Origin of the sequence: Caballeronia sp. LjRoot29 (genome assembly GCF_964252755.1) — a bacterium.
Lineage (GTDB): Bacteria > Pseudomonadota > Gammaproteobacteria > Burkholderiales > Burkholderiaceae > Caballeronia.
The window spans coordinates 1-20,239 of sequence record NZ_CAXUPU020000055.1; the positions used below are offsets into that span (position 1 = coordinate 1).

A 20,239-nucleotide genomic window follows, 5' to 3' on the forward strand; every position below is an offset into this window, starting at 1 on the left:
CGTTGCCATCACCGTGGCCGTTGCCATCACCGTGGCCGTTGCCATCACCGTGGCCGTTGCCATCGCCGTGACCGTTGCCATCGCCGTGGCCGTTGCCATCGCCATGGCCGTTGCCATCGCCATGGCCATGGCCGTTGCCATCGCCATGGCCGTTGCCATCGCCATGGCCGTTGCCATCGCCATGACCGGTTCCGTTGCCGTGGCCGTTGCCATCACCGTGGCCGTTGCCATCGCCATGGCCGTTGCCATCGCCGTGGCCGTTGCCATCGCCATCGCCATGGCCGTTGCCATCGCCGTGACCGTTGCCATCGCCATGGCCGTTGCCATCACCATGGCCGTTGCCATCACCGTGGCCGTTGCCATCGCCATGGCCGTTGCCATCGCCATGGCCGTTGCCATCGCCATGGCCGTTGCCATCGCCGTGACCGTTGCCATCGCCATGGCCGTTGCCATCGCCATGGCCGTTGCCATCACCGTGGCCGTTGCCATCGCCATGGCCGTTGCCATCGCCGTGACCGTTGCCATCGCCGTGACCGTTGCCATCGCCATGGCCGTTGCCATCGCCATGGCCGTTGCCATCACCGTGGCCGTTGCCATCACCGTGGCCGTTGCCATCACCGTGACCGTTGCCATCGCCATGGCCGTTGCCATGCCCGTGACCGGAGTCTCCACCTGTGCTACCACCCGTGCTACCACCCGTGCTACCACCCGAGCTACCACCCGAGCTACCACCCGAGCTACCACCCGAGCTACCACCCGAGCTACCACCCGAGCTTCCACCCGTGCTTCCACCCGTGCTTCCACCCGTGCTTCCGCCTGAGTTGCCGTTTCCGCTGCTACCGCCCGACCCTACGCTGCCACCGTTTGAGTTGCCGCCTCCGCCGCCGGTGCCCGTGCTTCCTCCGGCCGCGCCGGTGGCGCCGCCACTCGAACTGCCACCTGTAGAGCCAGAGCTGCTTCCTGCACCTTTGCCCGCGCCACTACCACTCGACGTGCTGCCAGAAGACCCGCCTCCATTTGCGGAAATGAGCAAACGCGTACCGACGCTCGAGGTCCCGCTTGAATCGTAGCCGTAGTTTTCGTTGGCGCTGGTATTGTTCAACGCAGCAACTTTTGCGACGGTAGAGGGTGCTTTCGGCGTGCGGGCAACACCAACGGGTCCGCAATCGCCCGATATCGTCGCGTAGCAGGGGGAAATGGGCGCTCCCGCAAGAGGAATAGTTCCGGCCTGCGCACTCACCAGTCCTGGTAAAGCGCTCGCAAGAACAATACAGCTCATCTTGAGAGCGGTTCTCAGATTTGATTTATAAGTAGTACTCATATTATCTCCAGTATGAAACGCGTATCTGTATCGCGCTCCCACGTTGGAAGGACGATGTGCGCTAAGGATGACAGGACGAGAAAGGCGTTCTGTGCGCTGTGCCACGCGACTGGAGGGTGTTGTGCCAGGATGGTGCGCAAGGCCTCACAAAACGAATGCGATGCCTCGCGCAGCGCTCTGACCGAGTAATGTTATTTGGCCCGGAGGCCTGTTCCTGTCAGCTTTGTAAGGTAACGGAGTCTCGACGATGCCCCGCTAACCAATCGATATCAAGCAAGCGAACTCGCTCGATTCGACTGCATGGCTAACAACGATTCGCTGTCAGTATTGACCACTACAAGCAGTGAGCCGCAGTGCATGAGAAGCGCATCTATGCACAGCGTGTTGCGGGTTCAGAGCGCTAGTGACTGTGTGAGACTGACGGGATATTTCGCAATCTGCCCAGCGATCGCGTCCTGATAACTTGCAGAAAAGGCTCGTATCCGGGAGGTGCCGATACCATCAATCGAAGATTGCGCGACACCTTTGGATTTGGGTTCGCGTAAATTTTAACCTCGCTTTTGCGACCTTCCACCGCCGCTTCCTTTAGGACTACATGATCCGCGAGTAGCGCGACCAAACAGGCATCGGGCGATATGCGCAATGCGAAGTGTGTCACTACGAAGATGGCTAAAAGCGGTCATGTGGCCAAGCGGCTCGAGCACGGTGGACGACCACCTGGGTCGCGTTTCCCGCAACTGCTATCGACGATGAAGCATTGGTGATCGTTTGTCACTGCGAGTGTCCGCAATTCCGCTCAGATGCAACGCCGTTTTTGTAGCAGGGTTAGATCGCTAGTCAGCCACCTTAAAATCTGCATCAGATAACTATCATGGACGGTTGCGCTCTCAATCGATAGCAAGTTCTTCGATCTATTCGGCAAAGCACAAATACTAGGCCGAAATCCCGTGCCACGTATAAGCACCGCGCGATAATAGACGTACGGCATTGTCTAACGAGGTTAATTCCCGAAAGTTTAATTCCCGGCTAAGAAGCGGGATTCTCGACAAGGCTTCGATACCACCCAATCTCGGCTCTAGCTTTGAGAAAGGGTCATTGCGTCAGGTCTACGGAGCTTGCATTGCAGGATTTGTTGGGTCGTAGCGATCAACACCGTGTACTTGGAAACACGGTTTTTACATTTCTTGGCATACGAAACATCGAGCGAAACCCTCGTCGCATAGTCGACATCGTTTCTTCCACTGACTTGCCATAAGCCTGTCATGCTCGGTTTGGTCGCCAGATGATAGTGCACGTCGGGCCATATCTCTTCAGCTCCTCATCAACGATAGGTCACGGACCAACAATGCTCATGTCTCCGCGATGCACGTTCCAGAGTTGAGGAAGTTCGTCGAGACTTGTGCGGCGTAGTAACCGGCCGATCGGTGTAATCCGGATATCGTTCTTGAGCTTGAAATCCCGTTCCCATTGCTCGCGCGCTCTCGGATGGGTTGACAAGAGCTGCTTGAGGACTACGTCCGCGCCGGTGACCATGGAGCGGAATTTCAGGCACCGGAATCTTCGGCCATTGCGGCCTCTCCGAACATGACCGAATACAGGACGGCATCCGTCGCTCATCACAATGGCACCCATGATTAGAAGCATGGGAGACATCGCAATCAGCAAGGAAGACGAGCCAACAATATCGATGGTCCGCTTGACGGCATTCCTGCCGTAAGCGGCAAACCCGTGCCGCCAGCGATTGATTCTTCAACTGCCGCCAGCGATTGATTCTTCAGATTGAGGCCCTTGGTTAGCTGACACATCGAGAGATGCGTCCGGTGAAGCGGCGTCCAGGCAGGTTGTTGAGTCGGGCGAGCTTTATCCGCGAGACACGGACAATTCATGACTGTGGGCCGCCGAAATACAGGCCGGCATAAGTTGTCTCGACATGGCGTGTTTCTCCATCTGCACTTTAATTTGCGTCTGTCATTGGTGAGTCCATGGCTATGTTTATACCTTCGAAAGAAAAACCAAGGACGTGCGTTGCCACACGGAAATGTGAGAGCGCCGATCATTCCTCGCGACTGATGACCAAGAAGACTACTTTGTGACATTCTGGTTAACGCGAGGACCACATTCGAGAGTGGTTAAAAGCCGGTCTAAGCTGCACGCACTCAAAATCTGAATATCGTCTAATAACTCGGTCGTGCGGAACCAATCAAATATGGCGAGAATTGAATGAACGCTGTCGCGCGGCTGACGCTGACCTGATCCAGTGAACGCGAGACATTCCCGGATCGGTGCGGGAGCTTTGATCTCGCTAAAGAGGTTTACTCATTGGAGGTCCACTCATTGCTATCGCACTGCTGAACTCGAAGCGTTAAATTTTTCGCAGGGATGGGCCGATCAGATCGCAGTGTGGTCGAACGCGCGGAGTGTTTGATTCCCGCATGGGAAGATAGTGACGTTGTTACATCGGAATATGTCTCGTCGTTGGCTTCAGTCGTAAGCTGGCCCGCCATAGAGCAAAGGGCACCGGAGTTGGGCGTAATGCGACACCACAGAGCCGACGTTCTATAGGAAACTAACGGGGGAGATGCACCTCGCAAGCCGCCAAAAAATAAAGACGCAAGACCGTATCCGTGGTCGATGTTCCGGTCGCTTTTCGAAGAGGCCAGACTCGCGAATTGAAATGGAACGCGTCTGCACGCTGGGTATATACAAAGGCATGCGGTTTTTTTACCCATGTTGCTAGAGGCGCCCGACGCCAATCTCGCTTTTAGCGAATGCCTACTGAATCCATGCGCATGACTGTCGGATCTCTTGCAGCGCTCAGGTGCATCTGCTCGCCGAAAAGCGTGAAAGAAAAGTGCCGATCCATAAAGATAAGGATAGCTCCTCAATATCAGCAACGGAGAAATAACGGAGGGAGTTTGTAATAAGGTCGATATTGAAGAGTAATTTTTAAGGTATCGTTCGGCTCTGCTGACGTGCCACGCAAGAGAGGGCACAAGCGTTGCTGGTGAAAGCCGTTCGCTTTGGCGTCGCAGCCACCGCTGCTCTACTCACTTACTGGATCGCCATGACACCCGCACAAAATCGAATACGTACTCCACTTCTCACCGTTGTGATTCCGGCATACAACGTGGACGGATACATTGAAGAGGCGCTTGACTCGGTGCTTTCACAGCCTTACATCGACGACATTGAAATTGTCGTGATCGACGATGGGTCGAGTGACTCTACATTTGATGTCGTCAAAAGGGTGATGGACCGTGATCCTGCGGGCCATATCCGGTTGATCCGCCAGAGTAATCGCGGACTTAGCGGCGCGCGCAACGCAGGCATCGCAGCAGTGCGGACGCCCTATGTAGGATTTCTGGATGGCGACGATATCTTCTTGCCGGATTTTTCGGCCAGCATTGTGCCGTTGTTAACTGAAGGCACATGGGACATGCTCGAATACAACGTGTCCATTATCGACAACCACAGCCAGAACCTCGACACGATCGAAGTGGTCCCGCAAGCGGCCGTCGGTGGCAGTCCGGTCGATCACTCTACGCGGATGCATTTCGCGGAGGGCTTCCACACATTCGTGTGGGCTCGAGTCTATCGAAGCAGTTTGTTCGGGCCAGCTCCATTTCCTCTCGGCCGGCATTATGAGGATATCGCGGTGGTGCCATCGGTTTATCTAAGCGCCGATTCCGTGTACAAGATTGCTCGCCCGTTAATTGGCTATCGTCGCCGGTTCGGCAGCATTACACAGGGTTCGCCGGTGCAGGACGTGCTCGACTTGCAGGTCACCGGCCGGGAAGTCCTTGAAAAGATCACGGACGGTGAGCAAAAAGAATTCTGGCTGACCATTTTCCGCAACCTGTTTAGCCGGGCGTGCCACATCTGTGCTCGCGTCGACCGGGCCTCATTCAGCGATGGATTAGTGACGATCAGGCAAATGGCCGCCGATTACGAAAAGATCCAGGCCGCCTCTGCTGATCGACATGCATCGAGCACAGAGTCACTCGGTCGATTCACACTTAATGTTCGTACAGACCGCTCTCTGCACTTTGCGAAAAGCTTCGCGAAAAAGGTTCTGCGTCGTCGGGATCTGGACCGCTATCATCGCGAGCGGCCTGCGATTCCTGCCTGATGCAAGTGGATTGATACCGGCGAATTGACGTGCATAGCCAAACCGGACATCGAGCTGGCGTCCTCGCCTCATTCGTCCGGAATCCCCGTGCGTCTGGGATCCGGGGTGCGGCGCGAGGGGATCTATCCGGAACACGCCCGCAGAAACGCTCGACGTGCGTCTACGCATAGAGCTGTCCCAGGGTATTTATTCGGCTTCGCGTGCCGGCAAGGCTATCGGCTCCAAGAGACCTTTAAATTCCCAACGTTTCATGCCTGGTTCGGCAACAAGCAACTTCTCAATAACCTGGGGCGAACGGTGACATCCCCTCTGTTCGGAGACAGGGGCGATACGATGGCGCGACTGCAGCGTATTGTCGACGTATAACCTGACCTATTCAGGTTTAGACCTTCATGCCCAAACCCAGAATCAACAGAGAGCGCGAACATCGGATCGCAATGGAGATCGTGGTCGATGCCTACAACGAAGAAGAGCGGGCGATGGCGTGGTGCTACTATCTCACAGAGCAGCTCACGTTTCCATTCGAAGCTCTCATCAAGCCATGGCTGCTTCACCGCTGCGGCCTGGTGAAACTGCTTCGGTCACCGGGCTAGTTCATGAAGACCTGTAGCGGGTCGGCATTTTTGTGTGGGTTCGGTGCAACCAACGTGATCTAGTGGTGCCCTTGGCTCAACTCGTCCCGATGAGACCCGATCAGCCGACACGAGTGGCAGTTGCCGACTGGCACTACTGGCATGATCAAGGCTACGCGTTTTGACCTCCGAAACGCGCAGACGGGTATGTTCAATCAGTAGGAACGAGGCGTTGTTCAAGCAAGTGCGGCAATGGTGGGATGTGATCGCTGTGTGAAACGTGATCGGCCCAGGTAGTTCCAGAATGAGATGCCCAGCTTACCGCAGGTCTTTTTCAGGCTGGAGAAGGTGTCGCGACATTGCCGACCGAGTTCGCTGCGCGTACCGCCACTGTTCTTCTGCTTTTCACGTGATCGCGAATATCGCGCTCATTGACGTTGGTGTGCAGCGGCGCTCCAGCACCAGCAGCAACTCGGACTTGTTCAGTCGAATCCGCCTGAGCAAAGGGTTGAGTGTCGCGTAGCGGGTCTTCTGCGAGAAGACCGCGTCAAAGCGCTTTTGCGGTTCGCGCTTGCGTTTGAGGGTGAGATGCCGCTTGTAGTCCTTGAGCTCCGCGTACAGCGACCAAACGTCACTGCGCACGCGTGCAATATCCTTGCCGTGTTAATCATTCAACGGCAGCAGCTTGCGACCCAGGCGCTCCGCGTGTACCCAACATAAGCCGTGAATCAAGACATTGAACTGTCCGGCGTCATTGATCTGGTATCCATGTCCTGCGCTGAGCCGCTCGAGGAAATTGATGCGGCTTTTCGAGCACGTGCTTTTGAACCAGGCGAAATGTTCGTCACCGATGTGGGTGACGTAACCATTGTTGCCTGATGGCGGGTGCCCGTGTCATCGACCGTCACATACGCTGAGATCGCGAGCCCAGTCGACAATGGCCCGTCTTTCTGCGTGAAAGTGCTCTTTGCCCTCTTGCAGCAGCGCGTTGAGCATCCCGGACGAGATCTCGATGCCCCATTCGCGCAGTTGCACGCGCAACAGCGGCTGCGTCACGTGAAAATTGTGTTGCTGGTACAGCACATAGCTGACCAGCGTCGCGCCAAAGTGGCTGCCGGCGATTGCCCGGGGAAGCTGCCCGGTCAAGGTCTGACCGTCTGGTGTTTGCCCGCGTGCCAGCCGATAGCGCGTGTTGCGAGAGTCGATCACCAGGTCCCACACCACGAAGTCTCGATACCCTTTGAATCGGGAGTTTCGGGGGATCCGCTCGGCCGGCTCGATAATCTCTTCGCAGTCGATCTTCAGTTGGGCGGTCTTGCTCCTGCTGGGCTTACCACGTCGTCTGGAGGGCTTCGTTTGCTGCTGCCGATCGGGTGCGCAGGCTTTGTCAGCCTCTTGATGCATGCGGCTCGGTTTGAACTTCGGGCGCTTTTTTTTCGCCCTTGAGCACGGAGACTTCATCCTTCAGATGCAACTCCTGCTCCTGCAGGGGAAGGCGCGCATCACTGCATCGTGGTTCTATTGGAAAACCGGTCGCAACGACGGCGCCAATGCATTCTTCCATGCGCGGTTCGTATGCACGCACCAGTCATAGCGGACCACCGTAACGTTGCGTCCGTCGGTCAAAAGGCTCCGCCGGCCGGCGTCTACGATGTCGCCACTGGCTTCCCCCTCCAGCGCGACCAGCGGGCCGACGCACGTCACCCGCATATCGAACACGAGGCGATGGGGCAATCAGCCCTTCCACGTATAGCGTTGTACAACACCCACGCCCTGATCGGAGCCCGCCTCTAGCTGGCCCACGCGCTCGACGTTTTTCCACCACTCGGGCCAGCGCGCCGAATCCTGAATTGCAACCCAAACTTCCTGCACTGGCGCATCGATGCATCAAATAGCGGAAAAGCGGTATTCGACCGTCCGCAAGCTGCCTCCGCTTTTAAGTATTTTTCTGGATATTTTGTCAGATGCTCAATGCACTTGGCATCACCCGCGAAACGGCACCGCGTTACCGCCCCTCGCTATCTCGTCAAGGCATCTGCACCAACACGTAGGACAACTAGAGGCGGCCGCCAGTCAGTGCACGAAAGCCGATGGCCGAGAGCTTCACCTCAGCCAATCACGGCCCCGTGCAGGCACGTCGCGCATCTCAAGGATGCGCAGTGTCGCGGCCACGCAGTCGCTCAGCGGCTGCCAGCTTGTATCGAACGATAGCTCCGGGTTCCGTGGCGCTTCGTAAGCGTCGCCAATGCCGGTAAAGTTCGCGATTTCACCAGCGCGTGCCCGCTTGTAGAGGCCCTTAGGGTCGCGTGCTTCGCATATCCGAAGGGGCGTTGCCAGATATACCTCGATGAACCGCTTCTTTCCAATTGTGCGCCGAGCCATCGCACGATCAGCACGATAGGGGGAGATCAGAGCGGCAATCGCGACGATGCCGGTATCGTTCAACTGCTGGCACGACTGCGCCACGCGACGGATGTTCTCGCTACGGTCTCGCCGGGAAAGCCCGAGACCACGGCTGAGTTTCTGTCGCACGATGTCGCCGTCAAGCACCTCGCATGCCACGCCCCTCGCCGCGAGCGCATCAGCCAGCGCGACCCCGAGGGTGGTCTTGCCTGCTGCGCTCAGGCCTGTCAACCATAAAGTACAAGGAAAGTCATTCATCTACTGTCCTGACGTTTGTGGGCGAGCATGCTGGCACGATTGCCTGTAGCCCCGGCCAGCGGCTGCTCCAGTCGCTGTTGTGGGCGAGATCGGGGATCGTCAATGCGCGCGCGCATCGCACGCCCGCCGCATTGACAAAACGCTGCGCGACGGATGGTGGCACCACGGTGTCGTTGGCGCCACTGAAGTGAATCTGGGGAATCGCTGCGACTCGGCTCGCGAAATCAATCGCGTTTTCCGATTGCGGCATAGACGTAACCTGATGCAGGCGATTGACGAACTCATCGTCGAGATTACCCGCTACCGTGCGGATCGACGCGACATCGGCACGGCGTGCCGCAATCAGCACGACCAACGCGCCACCGCCCGAATAACCCACGAGGTTGATACGCTGCCCCGGCACCCGCGCGGCGAACTGGCTCACCGCTTTGTTCATTGATACCACTACCTCGGGTGCAAAGCGTTTGCCGGTCCAGTAAGGGATGCCGCAGCGCGGATTCATCGCCATCGGTGTGAACTGGCACGGGCGCGCGAGATAGACGACGTTAGCAGCAGGGTCCGTCGCCGCAAGCGCGAGACCCGACGCCTCGCGCGGCGTCGGGTCCAGCGACGGCTCGCTGCGTGAAATCCACGCAAGGCCGTCACCTTCGATATAGAGGTCCAGTGGTGCGCCGGGCCGGGAGATCCGCGAGAAGGCGGTCAGCACGAAGCTGTCGGTGTTGATCAGCTCTCGCTTCAGGCCTGCCGGTCTGGCCAGCGAGTCCGCGTGGCCACTGCGGTCCAGCGTCGTGCACCCGGTCATCCCGCTAATCGATAGCGTGCCCAGCACCGCGATAATGAACCCCGCTCGCCTCGTCGATACCGGCCTCAGCATGCGCATGCCCGCCTCACGCCGCGATGCGGTCAAGTTCCGCCGCCATGGCGGCCACCACGCGGCCCCAGTCTCCGCGGGACGACTGGCGAAACAGGCGCATGCCCGGATACCAGGGTGTGTCGGTGCGCTCCAGCAGCCAGCGCCAGTCCGGCACGAATGGCAGCATGACCCAGGTTGGACGTCCTAGCGCACCGGCGAGATGAACCGGCGACGAATCCACCGAGATCAGCAAGTCAACGATGCTTAGGATGGCGGCCGTATCCTCGAAATCGTAGATCTCGTCGCTCAGCGATATGAGCGACATACCCTGTGGCGGATTGGCGGCCTCGGTTTCGGCGGGTCCCTTCTGGATCGACAGGAACGTTACGCCAGGCATTGCCAGCGGTGCGAGTTGTGCCAGCGTCAGCGAGCGGTTTGCGTCGTTGAAGTGAGTAGGGCGCCCCGCCCACACCAGCGCGACCAGTGGACGCGGCAACCCGGCGAGACGCTGCCGCCATTTCTGCAGTCGCTGTGGCTCGGCGCTCAGATACGGCACCCGTCCGGGGAGGTCGACCAGCTTCAGACCCATCGCCATCGGCAGGCTCATCATTTCGCAGTGCAAATCGAACGCGGGTGGCAGGCTGCCGCGCACCACAATCTCGTCGAAATCCTTGCTACCCTTGTTACGCTGGGCGAGCGACAGCGTTTGGGCGTTGACCTCAAGGATCACGCGCGCGCCGCTTCGCTGCCTGGCCCACGGCACCATGCGCATGAACTGGAAGGTGTCGCCAAAGCCCTGCTCGTCGTGAATCAGCAGGGTCTTGCCCGGAATCGGCTGACCCATCCAGCGGGGGCGCTGTACCTTACGCTCTATGACAGTTGTATGCGAGAGGCTGTACCGGTAGTGATATTCCCGCCAGCCACGCTCGAACTCGCCCATCAGCAGCAGCGTTTCCGAGAGATCGAAACGCGTCGCAAAATCGCCCGGTGCGTGGGCCACCAGCATCTCCTGGATGGCCCGTGTCTGCGCGATGCGTCCCTGCGGACGAATCGACGCCGCCAGCAGCTTCCACAGCGCGAGCGGCCCGCTGCCCGAGGCGAGATAGGGATGCAGCATCGCTTCGGCTTCCTCGAAACGGCCGGCCGCAAGCATTGGACGAGCCGCGCGCTCAATGGCTGGGACATCGGGCCCGATGCCGCGCGTCATGGCGCGTCGATCCCGAGTGCCGCGAGCAGCGGCCCGAGATAGCCTGCGTAAGTCTGCCAGCGGCCTTTGGAGGTCTTGTAGATCGGCTGGCGCACCTGGTTGACGCTCGCCGTGCGAACCACCCGCCGATTGTCGTGGAAATTCAGGCAGGCGTCGTGCCAGGGAAGTCCCAGGAAGTTCACGAGACGCCGTGCCTCGCCCTCGAGGTCGTCCACTACGGCCTCGTAATCGACCTCGATAAAGCATCCGGGCGCCAACACCTCGCGCCAATGCACCATCAGGCGTTCGTAGTGGCGGTAGAACTCGCCCAGTTCGCTCTGGTTGTAGGTGAACTGCTGCTCGCCGCCAAAGAGCTTGGTATAGCAGGACAGGCAGGTATCTACCGGGTCGCGCCGGGCGTGGATAATGCGTGCACCCGGCAGGATCAGGGGGATCAGCCCCGCATACAGGAAATTGCCCGGCATCTTGTCGACAAGGCGCGCCAGCCCTTGGGCAAGCGGCGTGACTCGCGTCAGGTATTCCTGTCCGAGGCGGGTGAAGTCTTCGACCGCCATTCCCGGCACCCGGTCCGGGAACAGGCTGCTGCCCTCGACCACAAGGCGCATGGCCGATAGCTCACCGGCTCCCGTGACCTGCGGGTGCGACGACACGATCTGCTCGATCAGCGTGGTGCCCGAGCGCGGCATGCCGACGATGAACACCGGCAGCGCCGATGGTTGGCCCGCGCCATGCAATCGGGCATGCAGCTCAGGCGTGAAGACTTCGGCGATGCGTTCCATCCATCGTCCGCTCGCGGCACCGTCGTAGGTGAAGGTCGCGCGCTTCTGGCGGTTGCCCGCGTCGAGGTGGTGGAAAGCCCGCGCAGGGCTCTGGATGTCGAGGTAGGCCTTGCCGAGCGCGAAATGCGCCGACGTCCGGTCAGTCAGCGAGCGGCGTTCGCCTTCGGCGAGGCACGCTTCGAGCGCTGCGATATCGGGGTCTGCAGGCGTGAAGGTACGAGAATCGACGCGGCCGACCAGCGCCTGCACCGAGCCGGGAAAGGCTTCCAGCGCCCGCTCGAAGGCGATCAGTGCCTCGTCCTTGCGACCCGCCTCCATCAGCAGCGTGGCGCGTCCGACCAGCGCGTCCTCGGTCACCGCGCCGGGCAGCAGGGCAGCCTGTTCGAACTGATCGAGGGCCTCGTCGGTCTGCCCGAGGGCCTGGAGCACGACCCCGAGCGTGTTGTGTGCTTCCGCGCTCTTCGGCGCAATCGCCACGGCCTGGCGGGCGAAGGCGAGTGCCTCGTCGACGCGCTCGATCTGTTTGAGCACCTTCGCGCGTGCCACCAGTGTGGCTGGATGCTGGGGGGCAAAAGCGCCAAGCATGTCGAGCGTGCGCAACGCCGCGTCATGACGATGCCGGGAGGTTTCCACCTCCACCAGATTCAGATAGGCGTCAACCAGGCGCGGGCCGAGTTCGATGGCACGCTGCGCAGCGACAGCCGCCTCGTCATAGCGGCCCTGCGTGGAGAGCAGGAATGCAAGATTGCTATGCGCCTCGGCATAGGCGGGATTCAGTTCCAGCGCCTGGCGGTAATGTTGTTCGGCGCGGTCCATGCGTCCGAGACGCCGCGACGTATTCGCGAGATTGTTGTGCGCCTCAGCCCAGTCGGGCTGTAGTGCGATCACGCGTTCCAGGCACTCGAGACTTTCCGCGAATTTGCCGGCCTCCTGCAGCAGGATGCCTAAATTGTTCCAGCAGGACACCAGGGCCGGGTCCATTGCCACGGCCCGCCGGGCCGCTTCCTCGCCCTCGGCGAGCAGGCCCTTCTGGCGAAACATTTCAGCAAGGTTGCTCGAATAGACGGCCGGCGCGCGCGGCGCCATGCACGCCTGGCGCAAGTGGGAAATAGAGAGGTCCAGGTTGCCGTACGCATGTGCCATGAGGCCGAGCAGGTGCAGTGCATCGGCTTGACCGGGCCACACCGCCAGCACGCGTTGGCAGAACTGTTCGGCTTGATCGGACTGACCGGCCTCCCAGTGAGCATGAGCTCGGCTAAGCGCCTCGGGAATGCTCAGGGTTTCCTGGTTGCTGGGTGGGGTCGACATGGGAGAGGGCTGCAAACAGCTGAAAGGCCAAGATCCTGAATGCTACTACGCGCAGGAAACATATACGTCATCTATTACCGGGCCGTCCGCACGCATGATCCTTCGGGGACACACGAGTGCAGACAGCCCGGTGGGCTTTCTCCAGCAAAGCAAGCTTCAATGGATCAGAACAACTGGCGCAGCCGCAAAGTCCCCGTCTGCGAGATAAACCCCGGTGCTGCCTGCAGCTCGTAGCGTACCGACAGAGTCAGGTTATTCGCGCGCAGCAGCGTCACGCCGAGCGAGATGTCCGCGAGATCCTGCACCGGCGTCGCGCCAACCGTCGTGAACGCCGTCTGCCCCGTCGCGTCCCCCGCGAAGCCTGCTCCGGTCGTTTGCCTCGTGTGGTCGTACTCATGAATCCACTGAGCCTGCAGTTGCGGCACGATCACACCGTAACTGGTCGAGAAGCCCTGCTCCAGCTTCGCCCCAAGGCTGCTCTTCACCGAGCTGGCATGGGTTGAACCAACGGACAGCGCCGCGCCGTTGCCTCCGCTCTCCGTGTAGCTGCCCTGATTTTGGTAACTATAAGTGAGGCTCGCCAGCGGCGTAAGCGTGGTGGTGCCTAACGCCAGCGGATACCCAGCCTCAGCTCTCGCCACGTACTGCTGACCGCTGTAATGGCCGTCAGCCGCGCCCGAGAAACCCTGCAAGTTCACCACGCGAGTCGTGTTGTATTGCTGCTGGGACACTGCGCCCGAGAGGTTCACGTACCACGGACTGCCCGCAAAGCTCGCGTAACCGATCAGGCCGTAGCTGTTCACGCGGGTGGTGTCGCCGGCGGTGTCGCCCGTGTTGTTGATCGCCGTATTGCTGAAGCTGAACACGCCACCGGCACGCCAGCGGTCATTGATCGCCCGGTCCGCACCGATCAGCACGCCTGCGTAGTTGGCGCTATAGCCGTCCACATTGTCGCGCTCGTCCTGGCTTGCATGGCCGCCGAATGCCTGGCCCCACACGCCCCACTGCGCTGGGCCTTCGCCGGTTGCCACGCCCGTTTCGCGCGTCGTCTGCGCTAGGCGCAGCGAGTCGACGTGCGACGCCACCACGTTCAGCGCGTCGAGCGTCGGCGCAGCCGCTGCCCCGCCCGTCTGGGTCGCGCCCAGTTGTTTGCCGATACGGTTGGCGGTCACAGCCGAGCGCTGGCTCAGCGAGCCCAGCGCGGCGTTGTACAGGTTCAGCAAGCCTGGGCTGCTGATGCCGGTGTAGCTCAGAAGGCCGCTGACCGAAGCGATTGCATTCGGTGCGGTCGCGACCACCGCTGGGCTCGGAGTTGGCGTCGGAGTTGGCGTCGGAGTTGGCGTCGGAGTCGGAGTTGGAGTTGGAGTCGGAGTCGGAGTTGGAGTTGGAGTTGGAGTTGGAGTCGGAGTCGGAGTCGGAGTCGGAGTCGGAGTCGGTGTCGGTGTCGGTGTCGGTGTCGGTGTGGGTGTAGGTGTAGGTGTAGCTGTCGGCGCACTCAGCGTCACAACCAGATCGGTGTGACCAGAGGTGATCATGTTGGAGCCACTGGCGCTCAAGGTGCCGGCTGAATATGTCAGACCCGAACCGTAATTCGCCGTACCCGCCGTGTCGACTACTACGAAACGTTGTCCGGCGGCCAATGCATATCCGTTCGGCACCACATTCACCGCCCCCGAGGTCATCGTCGTGTTGCCTGTCACTACGAGTCCGCCATACTGGCCCGTACCGGTTCCCGCTACGCCAACCTGCAGTGTGCCGCCCGTCTGGTTGTAGTTGCCCGTGATCGTGATCGGCTGGTTGACCTGCAGCACCGCCGTCCCGTTGTTGTTCACCGCATTGCTGCCAACGTTGATGTTGTCGTTTAGCAGCAGGTTGCCGGAAACGAAGGCGACGTTAGAGCTGGTGTTGGTGATGGTTCCGATGGTGTTGCCGCCGCTATAACCCGTCATCGCGCCAAAGATAGTGCCCGTGCCGCCGCTGATGCTCAGATCGTTGCTGGAAAGGTTCGCGATGTTTCCGGCAATCACTCCGGAATTAGTGATCGTGCCAAGCGAGCTTGTAACGTCGTTGTATATTGCATAGTTAGCGCTGGAAATGGTGCCGCTGTTGTTCAGAGCAGTGATCACACCACCGCCGTCGTTGATGCCGAATTGACCGCCTGTGATGAGACCGCTGTTGGTCAGCGTGCCGATCGTGCCGGCGTTCCAGATACCGTTGCCAGCAGCGGTGATGGTGCCGCTGTTGGTCAGCGTGCCGATCGTGCCGATGCTGTTGATGCCATCGCCACTCGCGCTGATGAGACCGCTGTTGCTCAGCATGTCGATCACGACGCGGTTGTTGATGCCATAGGTAGCATTGCTGAGGGTGCCGCCAACGGTGTTGTCCAACACGGTGATGGTACCCGTGTAATTGAAGATGCCGGCGTAGTGGGATGTGAGCAAGCCGCTGTTGGTCAGGGTGCCAATCGTGCCCTGGTTAAAGATGGCCGCGTTATAGCCACCACTGATAGAGCCGTTGTTGATTAGCGCACCGATTGTGCCGAAGCTGTGGATACCTGCGCTAGTGCCACCGCTGATAATGCCGCTGTTGGTCAACGTGCCGACGTTACTGCCGGCATTGACGCCGGTCCCGTGCCCGGAAATGGCTCCAGTGGACGTAACAGTAAGGTCACCGGTGGACCATGAGTAGCGGCCGGTGGTGGGGGTGCTGATGACCACCTGGGCCGTTGCCGCCTGCGCCATAAACGCCAGAGTGCCGGTGACGGCAAGGGTCATCGTCTTTGTCTTGAGCTTCAGTTTGCGAGTGTTCACGGCGCTGGCCTATACGTGTAGTAATTATTTAAACTCTTGACGCCCGTAAATTGCGGCGAGCTGCCGGTACCAGCCTTCTTTCATGGACGGATCCCCAGTACTTAATAACGGCGCGCGTTTGTCGAACTGTAGGAAACTTAGCTGTCGGTTTTCTTTCCGTCGGCTTCTGTCGGTAAATAAGAACTGCTTGTGGATCCGCTGACTGCGGTTTCAACGTTTCAGTCTTTATCGTTGGCGCTGTGACATAGGGTGGGCAATAACGACACAGCAGTGCTCAACGATTCAGATGACGTCCAGATCCGCGGATCGCAGGCGTGTGTGGCTGCTAAGGGTCAAGCGTCGGCGTTCGCAGCAGCTAGTCGAAAGGCCACGGTGGGTGGGGCTGCGAGCGATCTCTGTGCCGTGTGTCTGGGAGATAGTGATGGGGCCGATTGTCAAGGTCCTGAGAAAGTCGCGCGGTACGGTTCAGCGACCGCGGCTTTAGGACGTCGGACGTTGCTTGATACCGGTCACAGCTGCCGGGGAGCTGCCGGCGAAGGCGGGACATGCTCCCGCGTACTACGAAGAATTTTTTGTCATGTACTGAGATGTCTAGGGTCCGCTTTGAGTCCTCGGGGGCGCTTGCGTTCAAACGAATACTCAGGGTTTGCAGTTGCAGCGGTTTGCTATATCGCCTTCGGCGGACATAGGCACGCATGTTCCTTTGCGCAATCTACTATCTGCCGAGGCCTATATGTCACCTCGTCGCGGGTGGCCATGCACGGCCTATGTCGGTATCGACTGGGCTGACATGCAGCACGACATCGGCATTGAGGCAGCAGGCGACCTCCGTCGCGAATCGAGCTGCATGGCGCACCGGGGTTGCGCCATGGACGAATGGCTAAATGCGCTGCGCCCGCGCTTTGGCAGGCCCATGGCAGCGACCCTTGAACTGGCCAATCGTCGCTGCGCTGCAGAAGTATGATTTCCTCGTGTTTTTCCGATTTCCGATCCCCGATCCCCGATCCCCGATCCCCGATCCCCGATCCCCGATCCCCGATCCCCGATCCCCGACACGAGCGCCTCGTGCAGGTACGACAAGCCGGCATTCGATGCGGCATCGCTCGAGCGCGTTGCCGCAAGGCGCCCGGTGGTCCCTTCTGCGGGCGCGACCTCGGCGGTGGCTGTGCTGTCGCCGAGGATGTAGTGCGCATTGCGCCGGCACAGCGATTGCCATCGGCGCGTCACCGAATCCCAGACGTCGATTCGGTGTCGAGGATTATGCATGCGCGCATGCTTTATGAGCATCAAACCGGCCGTTCTGAGTGAGGACGCTCCAATCTCGTCTTTCTCGCACATCACCGGATCAACGCGCGCCTCGACATCGGAGTGGCGTCCGCGGGAGCACGCGAAATTGATCGTCTTGTACGGCTCGCTCCATCGACGTCGAGTTGCAGCAGCCTGACGCGGGGTGCTGCGCTGTCGAGCAGGTAGTCTGCAAGCGGCACATTCGAAGCCTGATCGGGCACTGCATCGAAGTGCGCGTTGGAGCGCCGCGTGCGCGTGGCCCGATTCCGCCGATCATATTCCCCTTCGCAGAGCACTCGCGAAGACCCAGGTTGAATTCTCCGAATAGTAATGGTGATCACCCGACGCGCGCTGATACCCGCAGGGTGGCACGCAATTCGGGTCCAGACGTCGATAACGCACCATTTCTCACTATTTTCCCGTATCAGGGTTTTCACTACCTTTTCTCACAGCATCCAAGATCTCGCCTTATTTGGACCACAGATAGGCTGGCCGAGGATTGGTGCTGTCGAAATTTTCTTGAAGGGAGCCGTCGGTAAGGCACTGTTTTAACGGCATCTTTCTCTAAATATCGCCGAGATGAGCGTGAGCGGCTGTCGGCGATCAACGTTACGTAAAATTTAGTTAATGTCGGATGAATTTCAACTGTCAAAATCCATCCGACCTTGAACTGCGGACATCAACGGCACAAGGCTTTGCAGCCGACTTATTTATTCAACGTTGGCCGTACGGTTCATCTAACTTTGAACTTTGCGGTGCTTGGTTCATTTTACTTTGAGCTTTCCCATTGATCCCTCAAACGGAAGATTTGCCGTTGTCTGCGTACCAACACAAGTGCGGGCGAATCTTTCAGTTCGGCCAAGAGCATTCATTCGACATTACCGATCGAACCGTCAACAAAATGAGACGATGCTGTCTAGGAACATCCCTTTAGGCAAAGCCTCACAGCGAACCCATGATGTTATCGACCGGCCAACTCCCAAAATGTTAAGCCGGCACCGCAAGCAGTAGTTAGAAACCTGCCAACCGTCGCGATCCCCTTGAGCAAACTCCTGGCGTTTCGTGGGGCGAATCGATACGCCGATGGAGTAATTCAATAAGACCAGTGGTTAAACGATCTTTTGGCGCGGCAGGCATGCCGCAAACAAGATTTGCATAAGGAAAAATGGCGTGAAGCAGCCCCATCAGCATAAAAAAAAGCCCGGTTCCTGCTGGGACGCGGGCTTGAATGTTATAAGTTATTGTAAGACGCCCAGCACACATATCCGATGATGGTCGTTGAAATTAACTGCAAAAGATCAAGGCTTTGGATTCGCTGCAATGAAAGATGCTAGTGTCGGTTGCCAACCATAAGCCGCGCCGCTATTGTCATAGAGGCCATAACCATCGGTGAAGTCGTACATCTCATACCAGTTGAACCCAACAACCTGACTTTGCGCGACAAACTGTGGCATAGCCTGATTAATGTAACCTTCACCCGTGCTGGCCGAGGTTGAGCTTGAGGCCTGACCCAAACCACATTCCGAGAAATACAGCGGCTTCGTGCTGATCGCGGCAATTGAAGTGAAGATGTTGTACGTGCCGCTTAGACCGTTCACCGACTCCATGTTGCCGCCGGAGTAGTAGTAGTGCCATGCAATCATGTCGAACGTCGCAGCTGCAGTAGGCATAGTCGAACCGTTCGGCTCGACGTTGTTCACGATCATGTCGAGGAAGCCGAAGTGAATGTAGGCTATCCCACCGAGCATCACTTTGGTTTTTCCAGTCGTATCAACGCTGCGAAAACCATTACACAGTCCGGCTTGATACGCAACGTATAGCGGTGCGCTTGACTTAAAGTCGGAAGGGATAGTGCCATCCACGTGAGTTTTAACACAAGCTACATCGAACTCGTTGCCCATCTCGATGACGGGTACCAATCCCGCAAAGATGTTGGCCGCAGACACACCCATATTGTAACCCTGAGTATAAGCGTTCGGTACGGAGGTCCCTGTCGGAGTAGAGGTGATCGCTGGCAGGACTGTAATACCTGGCATACCCGGAATCACTGTGTTAACCAACGCTTGCATATTAGCTGTATTCCAGCAGTCCTGACGACAGACCGTCATGCCATTGGCGGACATAAGTGCCACCTGATCTGCAAGCGAATTAGTGTACAGACCCCCTTGGTTGTAATGGCAGTTGATGCCGTAGTACGGGAGCGACCCGGAAATGGTGTAGGTCACATCGACTGATGTTGAAGTGCCGCCTGGTTGCCCAGCTGGTACGCTGAATGCCGTAGCCGTGAGCACCTGCGAACCCGTCACTGCGCCCATGTCGATCGTTGTACTCCACGTCCCGCCGCTCGGCGTTACGTCCGCGCCGACCTTGGTACCTGCACTGTCATAAACAGCTACGTTGACCCACTCGGTTCCCGCAGTACCGGTCATCGTGAACATTGCAGATTCGGTTGAGCCACTGACAGGTGACGTGACGGCAAAACCGGTTGTAACGTTATTTACGATTACCGGCACGCTAGCGGTATTAGTGCCATCGCTGACGGTGAGAGTCTGGCTACCATTAGCCAAAGTCGTTGTGTCGACGCTAATGCTATAAGATTGGGCCGCCACGGTCACTGAACCGAGAACCGTTGAGCCGTCGGTTGCAGTGACGGTAGCCCCGTCCGTGCCGGTGAGGTTAATAGTTCCGCTAACTGTCGCGCCTGACGCAGGCGAGGTAATAGTAATAGCCACTTTTCGCTTCCTTTCAGAATTGTCGATACTGATAATTTAGCGGCATCGGATGAGCCGCCTCCAAGGAGATACCAGAAATGCGCCTACCCTTACTAAAAAAGCCTAGCCATCGTGACTAAACAAATAGCAACACAGGCGTGGACCATCGTGCTGAAAGGAAGCGTAAATGGCTTTCATTTTTATGCTCTTAGCAGACGTGGTTACAGCGCAATTAATCGCACGATTTAGGACGTTATCGAAAGCACTGTTACAAAAAATGGGCAGAGCCATTGCTGCTTCCGGTCGTAGTAACAGCGAAAAATCCCCGAATTATTCCACTGAGTTGTGACCGTTAAAAGCGGGGCGTTCGACTATTCCACGATAGAGGCAGGAAGCCCTCGTAATTACGGTGACATCAGTTCCAGCGGCGTGTAATCGATCGCCGCGGGCACAACCGTGCGAACAATAGGCGTTCCGAATGTGATCGCCTATTGTTCGCACGTCGGAAAAGGAAAGCTCGAACGCTTCCGGATATTTTCAATCGAACTGAAAAGCAGAAAACAGCGGTGGTTACCCCAGCGGCTTTGTGCCTGAATGCGGG

Annotated in this window: 13 protein-coding genes and 2 pseudogenes; 4 read left to right on the forward strand and 11 right to left on the reverse strand. The window is 58.5% G+C overall.

The window, feature by feature from the left end:
- The coding region (locus ACSQ83_RS33970; protein WP_436231126.1) for a hypothetical protein at positions 1 to 651 on the reverse strand (651 nt) is incomplete at its 3' end.
- A 1,745-nt stretch (positions 652 to 2,396) separates the two neighbouring features.
- Positions 2,397 to 3,031 (reverse strand): annotated as a pseudogene (locus tag ACSQ83_RS33975) (sugar transferase); the annotation flags it as partial.
- 1,294 nt (positions 3,032 to 4,325) lie between these two features.
- Between ACSQ83_RS33975 and ACSQ83_RS33980 the strand changes: the two are divergent.
- Together ACSQ83_RS33980 and ACSQ83_RS33985 are read left to right on the forward strand one after the other, a co-directional pair.
- Positions 4,326 to 5,450, forward strand: coding sequence for a glycosyltransferase family 2 protein (locus ACSQ83_RS33980; RefSeq protein WP_436231141.1), 1,125 nt, complete (start codon positions 4,326 to 4,328; stop codon positions 5,448 to 5,450).
- Positions 5,451 to 5,842: 392 nt separating this feature from the next.
- A pseudogene (locus ACSQ83_RS33985) lies at positions 5,843 to 6,244 on the forward strand (calcium-binding protein).
- Positions 6,245 to 6,427: 183 nt separating this feature from the next.
- Here ACSQ83_RS33985 and ACSQ83_RS33990 read toward each other — a convergent pair.
- Positions 6,428 to 6,664, reverse strand: coding sequence for a hypothetical protein (locus tag ACSQ83_RS33990; protein ID WP_436231127.1), 237 nt, complete (start codon positions 6,662 to 6,664; stop codon positions 6,428 to 6,430).
- 81 nt (positions 6,665 to 6,745) lie between these two features.
- On the opposite strand from ACSQ83_RS33990, the gene ACSQ83_RS33995 reads away from it, so the two are divergent.
- Positions 6,746 to 6,901 (forward strand): hypothetical protein, encoded by a 156-nt coding sequence (locus ACSQ83_RS33995; protein ID WP_436231128.1) that lies wholly within the window; start codon positions 6,746 to 6,748, stop codon positions 6,899 to 6,901.
- A 15-nt stretch (positions 6,902 to 6,916) separates the two neighbouring features.
- Here the strand turns inward: ACSQ83_RS33995 and ACSQ83_RS34000 are convergent, their stop codons facing one another.
- The 7 genes from ACSQ83_RS34000 to ACSQ83_RS34030 all read right to left on the reverse strand — a co-directional run bounded on the left by ACSQ83_RS34000 (position 6,917) and on the right by ACSQ83_RS34030 (position 15,640).
- Positions 6,917 to 7,426 carry a hypothetical protein gene (locus tag ACSQ83_RS34000; protein ID WP_436231129.1) on the reverse strand — a complete coding sequence of 170 codons (510 nt, stop codon included), beginning with the start codon at positions 7,424 to 7,426 and terminating at the stop codon, positions 6,917 to 6,919.
- A gap of 330 nt (positions 7,427 to 7,756) precedes the next feature.
- Complete coding sequence (locus tag ACSQ83_RS34005; RefSeq protein ID WP_436231130.1) at positions 7,757 to 7,894, reverse strand: hypothetical protein; 138 nt, start codon at positions 7,892 to 7,894, stop codon at positions 7,757 to 7,759.
- Between the two features lie 231 nt (positions 7,895 to 8,125).
- Positions 8,126 to 8,683: an adenylyl-sulfate kinase gene (cysC, locus tag ACSQ83_RS34010; RefSeq protein ID WP_436231131.1), complete on the reverse strand. Its 558-nt coding sequence runs from the start codon at positions 8,681 to 8,683 to the stop codon at positions 8,126 to 8,128.
- Complete coding sequence (locus ACSQ83_RS34015; RefSeq protein ID WP_436231142.1) at positions 8,676 to 9,557, reverse strand: alpha/beta hydrolase family protein; 882 nt, start codon at positions 9,555 to 9,557, stop codon at positions 8,676 to 8,678. Before ACSQ83_RS34015 ends, cysC begins: the two co-directional genes overlap by 8 nt.
- 13 nt (positions 9,558 to 9,570) lie before the next feature.
- A complete protein-coding gene (locus ACSQ83_RS34020; protein ID WP_436231132.1) occupies positions 9,571 to 10,743 on the reverse strand; it encodes a glycosyl transferase family 8 in 1,173 nt (390 codons plus the stop codon).
- The gene (locus ACSQ83_RS34025; protein WP_436231133.1) at positions 10,740 to 12,830 is read right to left on the reverse strand and encodes a sulfotransferase; all 2,091 of its coding nucleotides are present in this window, start codon (positions 12,828 to 12,830) and stop codon (positions 10,740 to 10,742) included. Before ACSQ83_RS34025 ends, ACSQ83_RS34020 begins: the two co-directional genes overlap by 4 nt.
- 164 nt (positions 12,831 to 12,994) lie before the next feature.
- Entirely contained in the window at positions 12,995 to 15,640 is a 2,646-nt protein-coding gene (locus ACSQ83_RS34030) for an autotransporter outer membrane beta-barrel domain-containing protein (RefSeq protein ID WP_436231134.1), read from the reverse strand.
- Between the two features lie 733 nt (positions 15,641 to 16,373).
- On the opposite strand from ACSQ83_RS34030, the gene ACSQ83_RS34035 reads away from it, so the two are divergent.
- Positions 16,374 to 16,604, forward strand: a complete 231-nt coding sequence (locus tag ACSQ83_RS34035) for a hypothetical protein (RefSeq protein ID WP_436231135.1) — start codon at positions 16,374 to 16,376, stop codon at positions 16,602 to 16,604.
- Between the two features lie 1,621 nt (positions 16,605 to 18,225).
- Here ACSQ83_RS34035 and ACSQ83_RS34040 read toward each other — a convergent pair.
- Positions 18,226 to 19,659: a hypothetical protein gene (locus tag ACSQ83_RS34040; RefSeq protein ID WP_436231136.1), complete on the reverse strand. Its 1,434-nt coding sequence runs from the start codon at positions 19,657 to 19,659 to the stop codon at positions 18,226 to 18,228.
- Positions 19,660 to 20,239 lie beyond the last annotated feature (580 nt).

Bases quoted from the DNA above. Each gene is read 5' to 3' on its own strand.
- ACSQ83_RS34000 (WP_436231129.1), bottom strand. From the start codon at position 7,426: ATGCATCAAGAGGCTGACAAAGCCTGCGCACCCGATCGGCAGCAGCAA.
- cysC (WP_436231131.1), bottom strand. From the start codon at position 8,683: ATGAATGACTTTCCTTGTACTTTATGGTTGACAGGCCTGAGCGCAGCA.
- ACSQ83_RS34015 (WP_436231142.1), bottom strand. From the start codon at position 9,557: ATGCTGAGGCCGGTATCGACGAGGCGAGCGGGGTTCATTATCGCGGTG.
- ACSQ83_RS34020 (WP_436231132.1), bottom strand. From the start codon at position 10,743: ATGACGCGCGGCATCGGGCCCGATGTCCCAGCCATTGAGCGCGCGGCT.
- ACSQ83_RS34025 (WP_436231133.1), bottom strand. From the start codon at position 12,830: ATGTCGACCCCACCCAGCAACCAGGAAACCCTGAGCATTCCCGAGGCG.
- ACSQ83_RS34035 (WP_436231135.1), top strand. From the start codon at position 16,374: ATGTCACCTCGTCGCGGGTGGCCATGCACGGCCTATGTCGGTATCGAC.